This window comes from Lederbergia citrea (assembly GCF_018343525.1).
Lineage (GTDB): Bacteria > Bacillota > Bacilli > Bacillales > Bacillaceae_C > Lederbergia > Lederbergia citrea.
Window position 1 is genome coordinate 20249 of the sequence record NZ_JAGYPH010000006.1, and the last position, 18052, is coordinate 38300.

13 protein-coding genes and 1 pseudogene are annotated in these 18052 nt (G+C 35.0%); 4 read left to right on the forward strand and 10 right to left on the reverse strand.

The features are described from left to right. Positions 1–381 precede the first annotated feature (381 nt). A complete protein-coding gene (locus KHA88_RS19890; RefSeq protein ID WP_213100052.1) occupies positions 382–1785 on the forward strand; it encodes a vWA domain-containing protein in 1404 nt (467 codons plus the stop codon). Between the two features lie 316 nt (positions 1786–2101). Continuing rightward, positions 2102–3496: a vWA domain-containing protein gene (locus KHA88_RS19895; RefSeq protein WP_213122715.1), complete on the forward strand. Its 1395-nt coding sequence runs from the start codon at positions 2102–2104 to the stop codon at positions 3494–3496. A 98-nt stretch (positions 3497–3594) separates the two neighbouring features. Here KHA88_RS19895 and KHA88_RS19900 read toward each other — a convergent pair whose 3' ends face one another. The 3 genes from KHA88_RS19900 to KHA88_RS19910 form a co-directional block, all read right to left on the reverse strand. Beyond that, positions 3595–4782: an MFS transporter gene (locus KHA88_RS19900; RefSeq protein WP_213100050.1), complete on the reverse strand. Its 1188-nt coding sequence runs from the start codon at positions 4780–4782 to the stop codon at positions 3595–3597. A gap of 286 nt (positions 4783–5068) precedes the next feature. Further along, positions 5069–5761: an N-acetyltransferase gene (locus KHA88_RS19905; RefSeq protein WP_213100049.1), complete on the reverse strand. Its 693-nt coding sequence runs from the start codon at positions 5759–5761 to the stop codon at positions 5069–5071. Between the two features lie 68 nt (positions 5762–5829). Continuing rightward, positions 5830–6813 (reverse strand): glycosyltransferase family protein, encoded by a 984-nt coding sequence (locus KHA88_RS19910; protein WP_213122716.1) that lies wholly within the window; start codon positions 6811–6813, stop codon positions 5830–5832. A 161-nt stretch (positions 6814–6974) separates the two neighbouring features. Between KHA88_RS19910 and KHA88_RS19915 the strand changes: the two genes are divergently transcribed. Next, positions 6975–7985 (forward strand): DUF4855 domain-containing protein, encoded by a 1011-nt coding sequence (locus KHA88_RS19915; protein ID WP_213108776.1) that lies wholly within the window; start codon positions 6975–6977, stop codon positions 7983–7985. Positions 7986–8068: 83 nt separating this feature from the next. Here the strand turns inward: KHA88_RS19915 and KHA88_RS19920 are convergent, their stop codons facing one another. The 4 genes from KHA88_RS19920 to KHA88_RS19935 are packed head-to-tail and all read right to left on the reverse strand — an operon-like array spanning position 8069 to position 12185. Further along, entirely contained in the window at positions 8069–9061 is a 993-nt protein-coding gene (locus KHA88_RS19920) for a glycosyltransferase (RefSeq protein ID WP_213108777.1), read from the reverse strand. Then, entirely contained in the window at positions 9048–9998 is a 951-nt protein-coding gene (locus KHA88_RS19925) for a GDP-mannose 4,6-dehydratase (RefSeq protein WP_213122717.1), read from the reverse strand. The genes KHA88_RS19920 and KHA88_RS19925 overlap by 14 nt, the downstream gene beginning before the upstream one ends. A gap of 9 nt (positions 9999–10007) precedes the next feature. Continuing rightward, positions 10008–11081, reverse strand: coding sequence for a Gfo/Idh/MocA family protein (locus tag KHA88_RS19930; RefSeq protein WP_213122718.1), 1074 nt, complete (start codon positions 11079–11081; stop codon positions 10008–10010). Then, positions 11082–12185, reverse strand: a complete 1104-nt coding sequence (locus tag KHA88_RS19935) for a DegT/DnrJ/EryC1/StrS family aminotransferase (RefSeq protein ID WP_213122719.1) — start codon at positions 12183–12185, stop codon at positions 11082–11084. Positions 12186–12558: 373 nt separating this feature from the next. Between KHA88_RS19935 and KHA88_RS19940 the strand changes: the two genes are divergently transcribed. Then, positions 12559–13878 carry a nucleotide sugar dehydrogenase gene (locus KHA88_RS19940; RefSeq protein WP_213108781.1) on the forward strand — a complete coding sequence of 440 codons (1320 nt, stop codon included), beginning with the start codon at positions 12559–12561 and terminating at the stop codon, positions 13876–13878. A gap of 131 nt (positions 13879–14009) precedes the next feature. On the opposite strand, the pseudogene rpsI reads toward KHA88_RS19940, so the two are convergent. From rpsI to KHA88_RS19955, 3 genes and pseudogenes are all read right to left on the reverse strand, one after another. Further along, a pseudogene (gene rpsI / locus KHA88_RS21505) lies at positions 14010–14087 on the reverse strand (30S ribosomal protein S9); the annotation flags it as partial. Positions 14088–15044: 957 nt separating this feature from the next. Continuing rightward, positions 15045–16049, reverse strand: coding sequence for a DUF4435 domain-containing protein (locus KHA88_RS19950; protein WP_213122720.1), 1005 nt, complete (start codon positions 16047–16049; stop codon positions 15045–15047). Then, on the reverse strand, positions 16049–17323 hold the full coding sequence (locus KHA88_RS19955; protein ID WP_213122721.1) for an AAA family ATPase: 1275 nt from the start codon (positions 17321–17323) through the stop codon (positions 16049–16051). The genes KHA88_RS19950 and KHA88_RS19955 overlap by 1 nt, the downstream gene beginning before the upstream one ends. Between the last annotated feature and the right edge of the window lie 729 nt (positions 17324–18052).

Consider the following 18052-nt stretch of genomic DNA (forward strand, 5'->3'; position numbering starts at 1 on the left):
GCAATATAGAATGTATTGTAAAATATTGTAACACTATTTGAATTCGATTAAATATTTCCATACATAAATAGGGAAAAGGTAAGATGTACAATACAAGTTTAAAATGTAAGTGTAGTCAAAAGGGAGTAGTGCGCATGGGTAATAATGGCTATTTTGCAGTCTTGGAATAGTGGCACGGGGTTGTAAAAATAGGAGGGGTTTCATTTGATTTTTTCATTACTATTAGGTCCGATTGCAACAATCATCATCGTCATTTTGGCAAGCGTATAGTCATGACTTTCCTCCCATTCCTCCATATGCATGACCATCTCCCCAAATAAAATGATACAATATTTCCCAAGTATAGAGTTTTATTAAAAATAAAGGGAGTATGAAATACATATGAAATTTAGAAGCCTAATTTTATGGATAGTTATTTCAATTGTCCTTACAGCTTGCGGTGATAAAGCAGCAAATGAGAAAAAGCTTGTACCGGATCAGCCGATTACTATCGACAAAACGATTGAGGAAGAGAATAAGCAAGCGGAGGAGGCCGTTTCTGATTCAAAAGAAGAAGCAAAAGTGGAAGAAATCGAAGTCAAACCGCTTCCTCAAACGCTGTCTGAGCTAGCGGCACTTCCTCCCGGCCATGTTGATTATGTAGGCATTCTTAAACCGGAAGAACAGAAGCAAATGGATGAATTAACGAAGGATTTGCCTGATATTTCGGGGGAGCCTTCAGAGCAACGGTTGGATGCATATTATAATGAAATATTGGCTATTTTTCAGCAAGATTTCCAAGGTCCCGAAGAGCTCATTGCTAAGTTGAAGTTTCAGTCCATCGGTAGTCCAGACATTGATGATCCGCGCAAGCAATTCAAGGAAAATCTGAATGTCCTTGTCCTTCTCGATGCATCGGGAAGTATGAGGGCAGATCTGGGCGGCCAGACGCAGATGGATGCGGCAAAGAAGGCTATTACAAATTTTATGAAGGGACTGCCAAAAGACGCGAATGTCGGATTGCGCATTTACGGACATAAAGGGACGGGAAGTAATTCTGACAAAGATTTATCTTGTTCGGGCAGTGAATTGGTTTATCCGCTTGCCCCCTATAACCAATCTGCATTTCAAACATCATTGGATAAAACGCAGCCTGCGGGTTGGACGCCTATTCAACTTGCTTTAAATGAAGCCCAAAAAGATTTAGCGCCATTTAAAGGGGATGAAAATACGAATATCGTGTATCTTGTGAGTGATGGAATTTCTACTTGTGATGATGATCCAGTAGGTGCAGCCAAGTCCCTTTACAATTCTGATATTACCCCCATTGTAAACGTCATCGGCTTCAACATTGATCATGAAGGACAAAAACAATTGAAGGAAGTAGCTAAGGCGACGGAAGGTACATATCAAGACGTACAAAATGCGGAAAGCCTTCAGAAAGAATTGGATCAAGCAAGTGAAATCGCCAAAAAGTGGGCGGACTGGAAAAGGGATAAAACTGCCAGATTAAAAGGTGACCGTAATCGTAATTGGCTTGACATTTTTGGTTATGGCACCCGTGAATATAAGAAACGGGTAGATGAAGGCCAACAGGTTGGCTTTGCATTGCAGTATTTATATCAAACAAGGAAATTAATGTCTAGGGAAAGTCATGATTATTTACGGCAGAAAAATAGAGACTACCATGAATGGATAGAGGCAGAATATACAAAATTGAGTAGAGAATTGCATGAGATGAACGACAAGAAAATCAATGAAGCGATCCAAATGCTTGAAGAGAAATATATTGAAAATGCCCCTTAATAATAGAGAATCACAAACTGCCTTTCCGAAACGAAATGGCAGTTTGTGATTTTCTTTATTAAAAAAGCCATCTTGGAATTGTCCTCCAATGCATTAAAAAGACCCCCAAGCAAAAAGCTTGAGAGCCTTGTAACATATACATTAACGTTTTTAGAACTGTGATGCACGACGAGCTCCTTTAAGACCGTAATAATTAATTATGTAACCGTGACTTTCCTCCCGTTCCTCCATATGCATGACCATCTCCCCAAATAAAATGATACAATATTTCCCAAGTATAGAGTTTTATTAAAAATAAAGGGAGTATGAAATACATATGAAATTTAGAAGCCTAATTTTATGGATAGTTATTTCAATTGTCCTTACAGCTTGCGGTGATAAAGCAGCAAATGAGAAAAAGCTTGTACCGGATCAGCCGATTACTATCGACAAAACGATTGAGGAAGAGAATGAGCAAGCGGAGGAGACTGTTTCTGATTCAACAGAGGAAGAAATCGAAGTCGCACCGCTCCCTCAAACGCTGTCAGAGTTGGCAGCTCTTCCTCCCGGCTACGTTGATTATTTAGGTATTCTTAGACCGGAAGAACAGAAGCAGATCGATGAATTAACAAAGGATTTGCCTGATATTTCGGAGGAGCCTTCAGAGTTGCAGTTGGATGCGTATTATAATGATTTATTGGCTATTTTTCAGCAAGATTTCCAAGGTCCGGAAGATCTCATCGCTCAGTTGAAGTTTCAGACAATCGGTGATCCGGATATTGATGATCCGCGCAAGCAATTCAAGGAGAATCTGAATGTGCTAGTCCTTCTCGATGCATCGGGAAGTATGAGGGCAGATTTGGGCGGCCAGACACAGATGGATGCGGCCAAAAAGGCGATTACGAATTTTATGAAGGGACTGCCAAAAGACGCGAATGTCGGGTTGCGGATATATGGCCATAAAGGAACAGGAAGTAATTCGGATAAAGAATTATCTTGTTCGAGCAGTGAATTGGTTTATCCGCTTGCCCCTTATGACCAATCTGCTTTTCAATCCTCATTGGATAAAACGCAGCCTGCAGGCTGGACACCTATTCAACTCGCTTTAAATGAAGCCCAAAAAGATTTGGCTCCATTTAAAGGGGAGGCAAATACGAATATCGTGTACCTCGTGAGTGATGGAATTTCTACATGTGATGATGATCCAGTAGGTGCGGCCAAGTCTCTTTATAACTCTGATATTACTCCCATTGTAAACGTGATTGGATTTAATATTGATCATGAAGGGCAGAAACAATTGAAAGAAGTAGCTAAGGCGACGGAAGGGACATATCAAGACGTACAAAATGCGGAAAGTCTCCAAAAAGAACTAGATCAAGCAAGTGAAATAGCGAAAAAATGGGCTGACTGGAAAAAGGATAAAAGTACTAGATTAGAAATCGACCGTTTGAAAAATTGGAATGACATTTGGGATTATGATGCGCGTCAATTTAGGAAATGGGTAGATGAACGCCAACAAGTTGGCTTTGCAATGCAGTATTTGTATCAAACAAGGGAATTAATGTCCAGCGAAAGTTATGATTATTTACAACAAAAAAATAGAGACTACCATGAATGGATAGAAGCAGAATATACAAAGCTGAAACAAGATTTGTATGAAATGAACGACAAGAAAATCGATGAAGCGATCCAAATGCTTGAAGAGAAATATACGGAAAATGCCCCTGAATAATAGAGAATCACAAACCGCCTTTCCGTAACGAAATGGCGGTTTGTGATTTCTGATTATGGAACTAAATATTCGATGAACAATTGGCAAGGTATTTATTATTAAGCTAAAGAATTGATACTCGCCCTTTCTTTCTTGCCGTGCAGTAAAAAGTAAAGAATTGTGGATGCTAAAACTACAACCCCTAAGATAGCATAGAGCATACTATAGCTTGCGAATGGAATGATGAATCCAAGCAGATAAGGTCCAAATCCAAGTCCTGCATCAAGAAAAATAAAGAAAGTCGACGTGGCCAGTCCCATACGATGTGGAGGTGTCAACTTAATAGCAATCGCCTGAGTACATGACTGCATATTACCAAATCCGAGTCCAATAAATACACCAGATAATAATAAAGTCATACTATTGTGGGCAAAACTTAAAATCAGCATGCCGGCTGTAAAGAGAATAAAGGCTGGATACATAATGTAGTTTGCACCTTTTACATCCATTAAACGGCCCGTAAATGGACGTGAAACCAATACTGCTATTGAATAGACTAGAAAGAAGAAACTTGCTGTTTGAACTAGGTTAATTTCTCTTGCATAGAAATTAATAAACGAAAGGACGCTGGAGTAACAGAAGGCTACAACCAGAGTAATTAATGCAATCGGAATGGCCTTTGGCTCAATAAAGTTGGATAGTTTAAATCCTTTTATTTCAGATGTTTTTATTGATACTTCCATGGCCGGCACATACACAAAGAATGCTGTAATCAAACTGATGATCCCTAAAGCGAGGCAAAAACTAAAAATCATTTGAGAGCTAGTATGTTGACTCATATATAATCCGATGAACGGTCCGATTGCTGTAGCCAATGTCGCACTCATGCTGTAATAGCCGATACCTTCTCCTTTTCGTGTTGTCGGGATAATCTGAGCTACAATCGTTCCTGTGGCTGTGCTCGCCATACCTAGTGTAATCCCATGTATGAAACGAACAAGGAGCAGGAAATTGACACCGTAATTAACAAAATATAAAAGAGTTGCCAAAGTAAAAAGAATTATGCCTATGAATAATGTTTTCTTACGGCCAATAGACTCAATACCGCGGCCAATAAAAAGCCTTCCGATTAAAGCACCGATAATAAAAATCCCCGTTACAAGCCCTGCTTGACTTGTAGAAGCATTAAATTCATTTACTGCATAGACACCTATAATGACGATTAATAAATAAAAGACTACCGTTAAGAAAAAATTGATAGTCGAAACAATAATAAAATCCTTCGTCCACAATTTAGGTTTAGTCAATTTTGTTACCTTCTTAATTCATTATATTTTCTTGTATTTTAGGAAGAATGTGAAAAACCACTTCTCGCTCTTCCTTAGGTCAAGGGAAACAGCCCTGATCGAACCACTTTGAGATTCCATTAACTTTCTAGCAATAACATTTTTATTCAAGTAGATAGCTCTTTATTGGCATAGTTTCAATCCTAAACCGATAATCTATACCTTAATTACAAAAAGAAGTGACAAGCTTAAAATCATCTACTAATTGAAAATCTAAAAACAACGAATTCTATTGTCTAATTAAATTCTATTTAATTATTCTACCCGGATTTCCAACAATTGTATTATTTGCTGGAACATCTTTAGTAATAACACTCCCGGCCCCCACAATAGCATTTTCACCAATGGTAACCGCTGGTAGTAAAGTAGCGTTGTTGCCAATTTTCGCTCCTCTTCTAATAATTGGGCCTTGGTGCTTGAAATTTCCCTCCCCCATGTACTTATCATTAGAAGTAGAACAACATGGACCAATAAATACTTCATCTTCAATTACCATATCTGCAGTTATATAGGATCCGGTCTGTATTGTCACACGTTTTCCAATTTTCGTATTAGTTTCCACCATCGCGTTTCTTCCAATAATACTGTCTTCGCCGACTGTTACTTTTTCACGTATGCTTGCCAGGTCTCCAATAAAAATGCCAGTCTCAAGTTTAACCCCACGATAAATAACGCTATTGCAACCAACAATAACATGGTCTCCAATAATTAGAGGTTCAAGATCTTTCTCGGGTTTGCGGTTCATTTTTTTATTGGAGGACGCAGATTTACCAAGAACAGTTAGTTCTCCAATTTGGGCGTAATTTCCAATATTCGTATCTTTTTTGATAATTACATGATGTCCAATCGTCACATGGTCACCTATTTTAACATTTTCTTCAATGACTACATTTTCTCCAATGGAGACGTATTCTCCTATTATTGCTGATGGATTTATCATAGTTGCCGCCCCTTTTCTAACGTATTTCAAAATTAGTTTTTTTATTATAAGCACTTGTCTTAATGCCTTTATAGTTTCTTATAAATCTTTATAAGTTCGTCTGTCACACGTTCAGCTGAATGGTAGTTTTTAACGTACCTTCTCCCAGCTATCCCAAGTTCATTACGCCGTTTAGGATTTTGCACCAACTCCAAAAGAACATCTGCAAGTGTTTCTGGTGTTGCTTGAACAATTGGAAGATCGGCAGGGAACTTTTCACGGACATCTTCTCTAATAAAGGCAACAACCGGTTTACCCATTGCCATTGCTTCCACGCTAAACATTCCATAAGTACCACAAAGTAATTGATCAACAATGATATCGGCCTTTAAATACTCTGAAACTGCTTTCTGATGACTCATTTTTTCGATAATTTTATAGGTAAACCTAGCTTTGTTTTGAATTTTTTTAATTGCCCTTTCAACATAATAAGAGCCCTTAAATTTTCGGTTCGTTGGAGCATGAACAATAAGTGGGTTATCATTAGTTACATTTGGAAAAGACATTCTAAAATCATTAATATTACATGCAAGGGGTAATACGAAAACATTTTTGTAATAATCTTTTACATAATGATAGGCCTCATAATCTTGAACAATTGCTGTATCAATGTATTTAGAAATAGTGGTGAGTTGTTTGTGAATTTCGTTGTCGGTATAGTAGGTAGGCTCAAGCGGATAAGGGTTTAGCTTTTTAACCATTTTAACCGTGCGCACATCACTACCCCAATGATGCATAACCATTTTCTTTCCCTTTTCTTTTAGTATGGGAATGTCTTCGAAATTTTGAAGAAACGAATTAGCATTGTGAAAGTGAAAGATATCTGTATTATTTATAAGGAAATCAAATTCTTTTAGCAGTTCCCATGCATCAGTATTTAAAATATCACCTTTATAGCTTAAGTAAGTATGAAAGCAATTGTATCCGGAAACGTTATGCCCTTTTTCTCTCAATTCTTTGCATAAAATACCCATCTGTCCCGCTATTTCTGTCGGAGCATGCACAATTTTCATATAAATCTCTCCTTTCGTAATAGTATATTCTGGTTCGACAAAACGGTTATATCTAGCTTTAGAATTGAATAAATAGCGGACACACAGGTAATAAAAGTAAGTCATATTCTATATAGTAGGACTTTAAAAAGGTGGGATGATTTTTGTCACAAAATAACTATATGTCTGCAAAAGAGCTTGGTGTACAAAATCATATATGCTTACTTCCCTGTGGAGACCAATCAGAAAGTAGGATTTCGAAGTGGAGAGTTATAGACTTAAAACCTTACCAGTATTATCTAGTTAATAATAAAGCCGTTGATACGATGTTTGGAGGCTTGATTTTCCACCCCATCAGTGGGAGACAAAATCGTTTTCTTTACCCGATGTATACGAATATTGGTATATTAGCGGAGAAAGAGGACTGGGAATTAGCTTTAAAAAGACTATTTTACAAAGAATACAACCTTGATGCTGCAGCTATCAATACAAAAAAAGGAGAAAAAACTGATATATGGGTAACACTCCCTTATCCAACTTCTACTCAAACTAATTTCGGAAAAATTAAGGATCGTATTATAAATTTTAAATTCGATTCACATCGAATTGAAGCAATGAAATGGTGGATTCTTGAGTTTTTAAAAAAGTGGGGTGAAGCTGAACACATACATGATAGATTATCGTTCAAAGGGTTTGTATGGCCACGCGCCTCAATTGACAGCAGAGATGAGAAACTTGTTAAAAGAGTAACATATTTTATTCGTAAAAAAGGTCATCTTTCCTTATGGCTTCAGCAGTATGGCTCAGCTGGTTGTGTGGAGTGGAAAGAATTTGGTTTTAATGCAGCATGTACTCATCCAAATTATTACGGTCAAAAGGGTCCAAATTTTTCTTGGATTAACAACTCAACGGTATTCGCTAAGTATTATCATACAGGTATGCAAATTATCTTTGGAAAAGGTGCTCTTTTTAAAAAAAATCATTTATATGATTATTTAAATAGCGGTGTTTATAAAAAATATATGAACGATAGCTTGCTTGTTTATCATTTTCCTAATCAAACAATGGGCGAAATCTATAAAAAACACCCCAGAGATTATGCTTATATCTATTCTTTTATAAAAAAGAAATATAAGCCAATTTATCCTACAGCTGCCTTTCCATCAGTTCATAATTCTTCAACCGGATCATAATGTCCCTTCCTCTTTCATCCTAAAAAAAAGGGGCTAGGTCAAAAAAGTTACCTTTTTTGACCTAGCCTCTGTTTTAGTCCTATCTACAGGTTTAAATAAATTTCAATCAATTGATTTACTAATACATCATGTGAATGAAACATTTCTACATATTGACGTCCTATTTTTCCTAACTCCTTACGCTGTATCGGATTGTCAAGCAGCGTTTTAACCCGTTTATACAAATTATCTGGGTTGCTATTAACAATAGGCAAATCAGCAGGGAAGTACGAAACAAGATCAGGACGAATAAAGGCTAGCACAGGTTTTCCAAGTGCCATGGATTCGACACTTAGTAATCCGTAAGAACCACATAAAACCTGGTCAATAATGATATCTGCATCTTTGTAAATGTTTATGACTTCCTCATGACTCATTTTCTCAATTCTTTTATATTCAAAGCTATAATCTTGTTTTAATTTATCTATGACCTTCTCTATTAAGTAAGTACCTTTAAAATCAGGATTCGTAGGGGCATGAAGAATGAGAGGCTTCTCTTTTGTTACAGATGGATAATTAGGGTAAAAATGTTGAAGATCAATAGCAATTGGTAATACATGTACCTTTTCGTAATAGTCCTTAACATATTCATATACTTCATAATCTTGAACAATTGCTTCCTTGATATAAGCTGTTATTTTCAGTAACTTTTCATGAATGGCTTCATTTGGCGGTGAATCGTCGGTATTGACATACGGATTATTTTTTCTTGCTTGATCATGGAACCTTACGTCATTTCCCCAGTGGTGCATAATCATTTTTTTATTTCTTCTTTTAAGTTCTGGCAAATCGCTAAAATCTGGGCAGAGAGTCGTGCCATAATGAAAATGAAACAAGTCAAATGAATCGAGGATTTCTTGATGGCTTTCCTTAAGTGTCTCATGATTGATATTAACTAGATTATCCTTATAACCTAAATAAGAATGAAAGGTATTGTAACCAAGAGAGTAGTGTCCCTTGTTAATAAGGGCACTACTTAAGATTCCCATTTGACCTGCGATCTCGGTTGTTCCATGGAAAATCCTAATTGGTCTCATCCCCTTTTAGCCAAGAATAAGTTTTATTTAATCCCTCTTTTATTGAATGGTGAGGTTTCCAGTTAAGTTCACTCTTAATTTTCTCAGCACTGATACATCGCCTCTCCACCACATCCACCTTTCGTTTTGGCTCTAACCTAAGTGGAAGATCTTTGTTCTTACTGGCTTTTTTTATTTCGTTAGCAAGATCGAGGACGCTTGTTTCCACTCCAGTTCCAACATTATAAACTTGCCCAATTGCTTTTTCATCAAAAGCTGCGAGTGTAATGGCATCCATTGCATCTTCTACAAATGTAAAATCTCTCGTTTGGCTTCCATCACCATAAACAATCATGGGTTGATCATTTTCAGCTGCTTCAAAGAACTTTGCAACAACACCACAATAGGGGTTTGATGAAAGCTGACCGGGACCATATACATTTGAAAATCTTAGAACACTGACCGGAAATTGGTACATCTTATGATAAACATTACAATAATGCTCCATGGAGAATTTACTGGCGGCATAGGGAAGGTTGATATTATAGTATGATTCAGGAGTAGGTAAAATAGAGGCCTGACCGTATATTGAGGTTGTAGAAGCATAAATAAACCGCTTTAGTTCAGGGCAGCACTCTTGCGCCTTTTGAAGTAGCAAATAACCTCCATACAAATTCGTTTCAAAATCACTTTCAATATTTTCAACTGACAATATTAGATTTTTACACGCAAAGTGAAAAATATAATTTACCTTTGGTAATACTTCTTCTAATATCTTTTCGTTAGTGATGCTTTCCTCGAATAATGTGATGTGATTCGAATCAGGGATTACAGCCTTGTTTCCAGTGGATAAGTCATCAATCACATAAATATGGTCACATAACGGACTCAGCCTTTTTACAAGCTGTGAACCTAAAAAGCCCGCCCCTCCTGTAACCATTACTTTTCCTAAATTCATTGATTAATTTCATTCCTTTCTGTTCATATCTGAGGTTGCAAATGCCTCTAATGGATAGTTCACAACCTCACGATTAAGAGCTGATTGATAAAGGGCAAAAATAAGTTCAAGTGCTTTTTTTCCTTCCTTACCATCTATTAATAAATGCTTATTATCGGAATTTATGGCTTCAAGAAAATTTTTATACATGTAAATTTCCTCATTTTTATCATTAATAAGATTATTGAGTTCTTCTTTTTTTACTTCCTCACCCTCAATAAACCAACGGGAAATTTTATTGAGGGATGGTCCTTCAAGACAAATAGTTCCTTTTTCTCCGAATATGGATAAGGAATATCCCAAATTATTTGGCTGGGTAACGATGTTAGCTTCAATAATTCCCTTTGCTTGATTACGAAAGCTAATTACTCCCACAGCGATATCCTCTGTTTCTTTCAACTGTGATAAATATTGTATTGTCTCCCCATATACTGTTTCAACGTCGCCTAAAAACCACTGAAGTAAATCAATAACATGAATACCTTGGTTAATCAGCATTCCGCCATCACTTTCCCATTTTCCCCTCCATGAAGCTAATGAATAATATTCTGGCGAACGATTGATGCGAATTGAACAAACACCTAAAAGCAGTCTTCCGAGTTTCCCATCATCAATTATTTTCTTAATTCTTTGCATAATTGGCATAAAGCGAAGCTGATGACAGATCATAAGCTCCTTTTTTTGTTTTTGGGCTTGATGAATTAACTCATTTGACTCTTTTATAGATAAAGCCATCGGCTTCTCTAAAACAACATGTTTGCTTGCTAAGAGTGCCGCATTTGCCATCTGAGCGTGAAGACCTGAGAATGAAGATATGATCACGGCATCAATATGATCATCCTCTAGCATCTCTTTATAATTTTTATAATTCTTTATTGGATACTCCTGACCTAAGAGTGTTTGATAATACTTCTTCGCCTCCTCCATTCTTTCATGATTAAGATCGCTCACTGCAGTTAACAGGGTCCCCTTACTGGACGCGAGGGCAAATAGATGTCTTTTGGAAATATAGCCACAACCAATTAAGCCAAATCGTACGACCATCTAGGCACCTCCCGTTTCTTTTATTATTTCTATAATTTTATCTTGTTCACTCTCTGTTAAAAAGGGATGCATTGGAATGGCGAATAATCTTTCTGATAACGATTCAGCTATTGGAAAATCTCCTTCTTTATAATTGAATGAGCTATATACTTTCTGAAGATGTAAACAGCGGGGATAGTAAATACCTGTTTGAATTTTTTCTTTGTAAAGAGCTCCAATTATTTCTTTACGATAATCAGATTCAATGCAATATAAGTGATAAATATGTGTTCGGTCGCTTAACTCATTAGGGAGTTTTATATGAGAGATTTCCTTAAGATATTGTCGATAGCGGCCAGCAATCTTTCTTCTTTCTTCATTCCAATGATCTATTTTTGTAAGATTAACAAGCAAAATTGCTGCATGTATTTCATCCAACCGGCTGTTATATCCTATCCTATCGTGATAGTATTTTTTTGTTGATCCGTGAGTACGTAGTTTTCTAATTTTATCTGCAAGTTTGATGTTTGAAGTGGTAATGACTCCCCCATCACCAATGGTTCCCAAATTTTTAGTTGGAAAAAAAGAAAAGCAAGCCGCATCTCCTAAACTTCCTACCCATCGATCTTTATAGGTAGCTCCAAAGGCTTGACAAGCATCTTCAATGACTAACAACCCATGCTTTTTCGCAATCTCATTGAGTTCATCCATTTCTGAGGGCAGCCCGAATAAATGAACAGGAATAATAGCTTTAGTTGATGAAGTTATCCTTTTTTCAATTTCTAATGGGTTTAGATTAAAGGTTAAAGGATCTACATCAGCAAAAACAGGGATGGCTCCAACACGCGAGATTGCTTCTGCCGTTGCAAAGAAAGTAAAAGGGGTTGTAATGACTTCATCTCCCTTTCCAATCCCATAAGCATCAAGGGTAAGAATCAGTGCATCTGTTCCATTTGCAACAGCGATTGCTTCTCGAACACCCAATTTTCTCGCAATTTTTTCTTCCAGCTCCTTCACTTTTGGCCCTAAAATATAGTCACCGTTATCAATGACATCCTTAATTCCTTGAAGTATCTCTTCTTTAACACTTTGAAGCTGACGCTTTAAATTGACTAAATTAATCATCATATACTCCTTATCCCTATATCAATAAGCCTTACGGTAAATGGGAAATATCAAAAAATGATTGACCTCTAAACATCAATGAATAAGTCTTTTTAATGTTTTGTTTTATGCACCGTTTTGGATGCCACGTTGATATAGTCATTAAGATAGTTAATCATAATCTATGACGCATTTATCAACAGAGTAACGGCTGAAAACCAATCCTATAGCCAATTTTTCTTTAATTTAAAGGCTAAAACTACTATGTAGGGATAGCATTTCTAGTTTCTCTACTCAAATTCCATCTAATGGATGTTTGTCCATTTCCAATATCGCCAAGGAACATAATGTAGATTGTATAAATAAAAATCTATGATTGAGACGGGGGAGATGAATGAATACAGTAGATTCAAACTTCATAAGAAAAAAAATAGCTGTTATAGGTTTAGGTTTTGTAGGACTTCCATTGTCTATGATGCTTGCTGAAAAAGAATTTCATGTGACTGGAATAGATATGGATGAGAGTAAAATAACAAAACTTCAACAAGCAATAAGCTATATTGGAGACGTTGATGGCAATAGGTTAAAAAGAGTTATAGATAAGGGGAAATTCGAGACAACCACTAATATTGATGCGATTAAGAACGTTGACACAATTATTATTTGTGTTCCAACGCCGCTTACAAAACAGAAAACACCGGATTTACGTTTTATTATTAATGTAGGGGAAGAAATTCAACAAAGGCTCAAAAAGGGGCAACTTGTTGTTCTAGAAAGCTCAACCTTCCCTGGTACAACAAAGGAAGTATTTTTGCCAATTCTTGAACAAAGTGGTTTGCGGGTAGGTAAGGATTTTTACTTAGCCAATTCTCCAGAAAGAGTTGATCCAGGCAATCATCAATATGGCGTGGAGGAAATTCCCAAGGTAATTGGGGGACAAACTAACATATGTGAACATGAGGCTTTGGAGCTTTACAGCAAAATTTATAATCAGGTTGTTACAGTTTCTTCAACGGAAGCAGCTGAATTTACCAAACTCCTTGAAAATACATTTCGGTTCATTAATATTTCATTTATAAATGAAATGGCAATCCTTTGCGATCATTTAAAGGTTGATATATGGGAAGTGATCGGGGCTGCGAGTACAAAACCGTACGGATTTATGCCATTTTATCCAGGTCCAGGTATCGGAGGACATTGCATTCCCGTTGATCCTCTTTACCTTCAATGGAAATTTCAGCAATTAGGTAAAAAGAGTGACTTTATAGCTTTATCTGAATTAGTAAACCAAAAAATGACTGATTATATTGTCAACCATACGGAGGAGCTTTTGAAGCGAAACAAAAAGCTTTTTTCAGCAAAAATCTTGGTTTATGGTGTAACCTATAAAAAAGATGTAGCAGATACTCGTGACTCCCCTACTCTTGATATAATTGAGAAGCTTGACCAAAAAGGAGCTTCAGTATTATATCATGACCCGTATATTCCCTCATTAAATATTAATAATAAATTATTTGCAAATACAGATATAACTGAAGATTTACTGAGCGAGGTTGATTGCGTCATTATATTAACTGACCATTCGACCATTCCTCTTAATAAAATATTAGATCATGCTTCGCTTATTTTTGATACAAGAAATGTAACAAAAGGACATACCGGAAATTCCGTAGTGATCCGTTTAGGAGACGGGTTTCAAAACTTGGACAAATAGCTGTTGAAAATCCCCGCCGATAGGTTACTAAATCCTTAAGCGTTTTAATTTGAAAATCTTTTAATTTTCTCGTTAAAATGCAAAAAAAGACTCCCAACCAAATTGGTTGAGAGCCTTTGTATTGTTGATAATTAACGTTTTGAGAACTGTGGTGCACGACGTGCGCCTTTAAGACCGTATTTTTTACGTTCTTTCATAGACGAGTTTCTTCCATATTATATGGAAGTTCATAAACCGCTTTAAATCAATGTTTTTCCCTGTTTGTATTTCGTGGGATTTTAACTGATTTTTCGTAAAGGGTATTCAAGGGGTATTCAAAAAGGTATTCAAAAAAATACGCTGGCAGGCTATATACAAGGAACCTATTTGATTTCTCATTTTTTAGATTTCTGCTCAATTCATTATAAGAATTGAAGTATCTATTTGCTTGTGTTTCTAACCTTTGTTGCTGCTTTTTAATTAATCTAATTTCTCATATCTGCCGGTTGAACACCGGTGGTCGGGGTCGAAAATGCAGTTAAAGTGTTGATTAAATAAGGTTTTGAAATTTTATGCGTAAAATTTGCTCAAAAGAAACATACGTTCCATTTGTATGATGATAAGGTTCACCGTAGTACATCTAAATGAGGTTTATATCTTACTAAGGTTTAATAACTTACTTTTCAAGTATTTCATTTAGAGTTCTTATTTCAGAGAGTATGCTACAAAAGTTAGTCTCTATATTTTCCTCTTTTACCCAGGCTTATTTTTCCCATCTTGGGTCTTCTAATCGAATTTTTATGCTATTCAAATGTTTTTTTACCTGAGCGAAACTATATGAATAAAGAGTAAAGAAAGAATGCTTTTCTATTTATTTATTTTAGTGATTATTGGAGGTTTTTCCAAAATCCCACTTTATGATTGATTATAATTTGTGAAAAAAGAGCATATTAAATAATAAAAGGATTTTTTAAAAAGGAGTCTCTCACATGATATATAGCATAAAGTTCGATTTAGAAGATATCACTTATTACTTAATTAACGAAAGAAGTTATAATAATAAAGAATTTGAAAACTTGGTAAAACTTATTAGATTTGATTTAAGTCACCACGTTAATTCACAGGATCTTTTAACTGTACTTCGTAAAGAATACGGTTTTAAAAAGATTGATCTTGTTAGTATTTAATTATCCCAAACTCTTGAATCTTTCATAAATATAATCTACTTCAATTTCATTAAAGAATTGGAGAATAAATCCTCTATAAATGGTTGGAATAAATCCCTTTTTAGGCTTCCATGAACATTTATTTGCATTTCCACTTTGACAAAATGAGCACCGTTCTTGTCCATCGATTACACTATCAGTTGAACAGAATTCAGATAGTGCCAATAAACTCTCATGTGTTTTATCAATAAATAAATCTAAAAGCCATTTACCTTTTATAATTGAAATTGGATTATCACTTGGTACTCTCATAGCTAATGCATATTGATCCAATTCTTCCTTTTTAGCCATTATTTTATTTGGAAGGTCTGTTTCTCTAATTATTTGACCATAGGATTTACTATACCCTATGATACCCTTATAATGTTTAGAGCATGCATTTTTTAATGCTTCCAATGAGTAATAATAAAATAGATTAATTGAACTCTCATATTCCTTAAAAATATAATCAATAATAAACTCATTAATACCAAAATTGCTACTTAGGTAATTCTCTACTGCATATTCTAAGTTCTTTCGAGTAACAAAATGGGATTCAAATGAATACGCTTTTAGAACAAGCAAACATTTCATTTCATTAATTTCATCTCTATAATAAGATGCATCCCTATCTACAATTCCCATTATAAACTTTTCATTTTCTTCACTTTTATTAATTTCTACTTGGGCATCTTCAATAAATCGTTTTACATGAGTGCAACCTTCTGAATAATTAGAAAATGTTTCAATTGCACATATACGAACTTTTTTATTTACTTTTTTAGCAAATTGTTCATATATAGGTACGTCATCTTTACCTTCAACCACTACTAAGGGTTTCTTTTCTAATCTCGCCCTAGATATGAGTTGTCCAAAAGTATTGTATTGTAATTTATTCTCACTTCCATTGGAAACATTGGATGTTGAAAAGTCCAAGCTATTATAGTCAAAATTGCCCTTTTTAATTCTTCCCCCGTCAGATTTCATTATTTTATCTCCACAAGATTGTTAGTATTATATTCAGCTATTGCAGGGCTATGGGTTGCAACAATTATTTGAGAATTAGGTGCAAATTTTGAAAGCATATTCAGTAATTTACTTTGCCATTCTAGGTTCAGAGAAATTTCTGGCTCATCAATCATTAGTATGTCCCTTTTGCTTCCCTCAATAACAAATAAAGTTAAAAAGGAAAGTAGATGCCTTTCTCCGCTTGATAACTTTTCTATACCATGTTTATTACTTTTTGTTACTACTCTCGTGCCATTCTCATCAATTACTAGTTTTTTTTCTTCTTCTAGATAATCATTGAATTCATCAATTAACTGAGTAACAGTATTAAAGATACCTCGTCCTTTTTCAAGCTCAGTAATCATATTATAAACAAGGTGAGTAATAAGTCCCTTCTTTTCAAAAGGATTATTAATATCCTCATAGTTTGAAAGAGCATGTACTATCTTTTTACTTAATTCATTGCCTTCTAAATCAGATAACAATTCAATTAATGTATCACGGTATTTAGACAGTTTCTCAACAAAATCTTCAGGAACTTCCTCCACATCTTTATTCTCATTATCTACTACCTGAGCCAAAGTATCGAAAAGGGCATTTTGGACCCGTTCAGACATATATTTCTTCTCTATAATATATTTTCGATTGAGCATAGCTTCAACATTTATCATTGATAAGCTATCCAACATTAAGTGCTTTTCATGAAGATCGATATCTAAACGATTTCTATTCATCCTTCTAGTACGGAAAACTACTTGCTGGTTTAGAAAATCGGTCACATCTTCTATAACTCTAGCTGAGGAACTTGAATATCTAGTAGACTCATCAAAATTCAAATTAAATTCTCTAAACATTCTATGAACATCGACCGGAGAGACTTTATTTATCGCATTATTAAATGTTATTCCTCTATTTACTCCAAAAACTAGTGATGAAAAGTCTTCTGTAAAATCCTCATAATCATCAATATCCGTTTCCCAAACATAGATATTTTCATCTTCAACAAACTTTACTGATACAAATTTTTTTTGTTCTGTTTCTTTTTCTAATAATATAAGAAGTCCTTCTGTAATTTTTTCATTTGCTATTATTGAATCATTCATATTAAACATAGCATGAATAACTTTCAATAATGTTGTTTTTCCAGAACCATTAGTACCGTGTATTATCGTTACTTTATCATTTGGAAAAGTCAGTCTAACTTCTTTATTCCCTCTAAAATTCTTTAAGGATACATATAGGATTTGAAACATATTTTCACTCCTAAGAATAGATGTTTGTTAATTAAATATTATTCCAACGCAATATTTTAATCAATTATTAATAACAAAATATTCCTTTTCCCTCAAATACTTACTCTTGTTAACTAAATTTTGATACTCTTCCATAAAAAACTTTCGCCTTTTCCATGTCTATTACTTATTCCTTCCATTGTGGAAGGGGATTCATAGACATCTTTGGACAAGCATTTACTAAAATTCATATACAAAGACAACCATTCCATACCTTCCTTACTTCAATAATTTCACTAGAGTAATATTCCCTTTACAGTATTTTATTGGTTGTTACCATCCTTATGATAGATATGATATTTATTTGGTTGTTTGTAAACACCTTCAGGAGAAATAGAAAAAAAGAAGGAGCACAATTCTTATACACACATTTAATGAATAGTATTTAGAGTCGAACTTTAATTATTTGTGTTCTAATAGAAAATCCTACTCAAGATACTAACTTGAATAAGATTAATCTTTAATATATAAAAAACCTCATTTACTTATGGTAAGGTTCACCGTAGTGATTTAAGAGGCAAAAAAACAGCATTGGAAAGTAATTAGCAATGCTGCTTTCTTGAATTAACAAACTATCTTTTTATATTTAACAATAAATACTATGTTGGGGTCGAAATATGGCGTCAAAACGTTGATATATAAAGATTTGCAAATTCTTTGCGTAATTTTTTTAAAACATCACCTTGTTAG

Bases quoted from the DNA above. Each gene is read 5' to 3' on its own strand.
- KHA88_RS19920 (WP_213108777.1), bottom strand. From the start codon at position 9,061: ATGAGACCAATTAGGATTTTCCATGGAACAACCGAGATCGCAGGTCAA.
- KHA88_RS19915 (WP_213108776.1), top strand. From the start codon at position 6,975: ATGTCTGCAAAAGAGCTTGGTGTACAAAATCATATATGCTTACTTCCC.
- KHA88_RS19930 (WP_213122718.1), bottom strand. From the start codon at position 11,081: ATGGTCGTACGATTTGGCTTAATTGGTTGTGGCTATATTTCCAAAAGA.
- KHA88_RS19910 (WP_213122716.1), bottom strand. From the start codon at position 6,813: ATGAAAATTGTGCATGCTCCGACAGAAATAGCGGGACAGATGGGTATT.
- KHA88_RS19925 (WP_213122717.1), bottom strand. From the start codon at position 9,998: ATGAATTTAGGAAAAGTAATGGTTACAGGAGGGGCGGGCTTTTTAGGT.
- KHA88_RS19950 (WP_213122720.1), bottom strand. From the start codon at position 16,049: ATGAAATCTGACGGGGGAAGAATTAAAAAGGGCAATTTTGACTATAAT.
- KHA88_RS19895 (WP_213122715.1), top strand. From the start codon at position 2,102: ATGAAATTTAGAAGCCTAATTTTATGGATAGTTATTTCAATTGTCCTT.
- KHA88_RS19935 (WP_213122719.1), bottom strand. From the start codon at position 12,185: ATGATTAATTTAGTCAATTTAAAGCGTCAGCTTCAAAGTGTTAAAGAA.
- KHA88_RS19905 (WP_213100049.1), bottom strand. From the start codon at position 5,761: ATGATAAATCCATCAGCAATAATAGGAGAATACGTCTCCATTGGAGAA.
- KHA88_RS19890 (WP_213100052.1), top strand. From the start codon at position 382: ATGAAATTTAGAAGCCTAATTTTATGGATAGTTATTTCAATTGTCCTT.
- KHA88_RS19955 (WP_213122721.1), bottom strand. From the start codon at position 17,323: ATGTTTCAAATCCTATATGTATCCTTAAAGAATTTTAGAGGGAATAAA.
- KHA88_RS19940 (WP_213108781.1), top strand. From the start codon at position 12,559: ATGAATACAGTAGATTCAAACTTCATAAGAAAAAAAATAGCTGTTATA.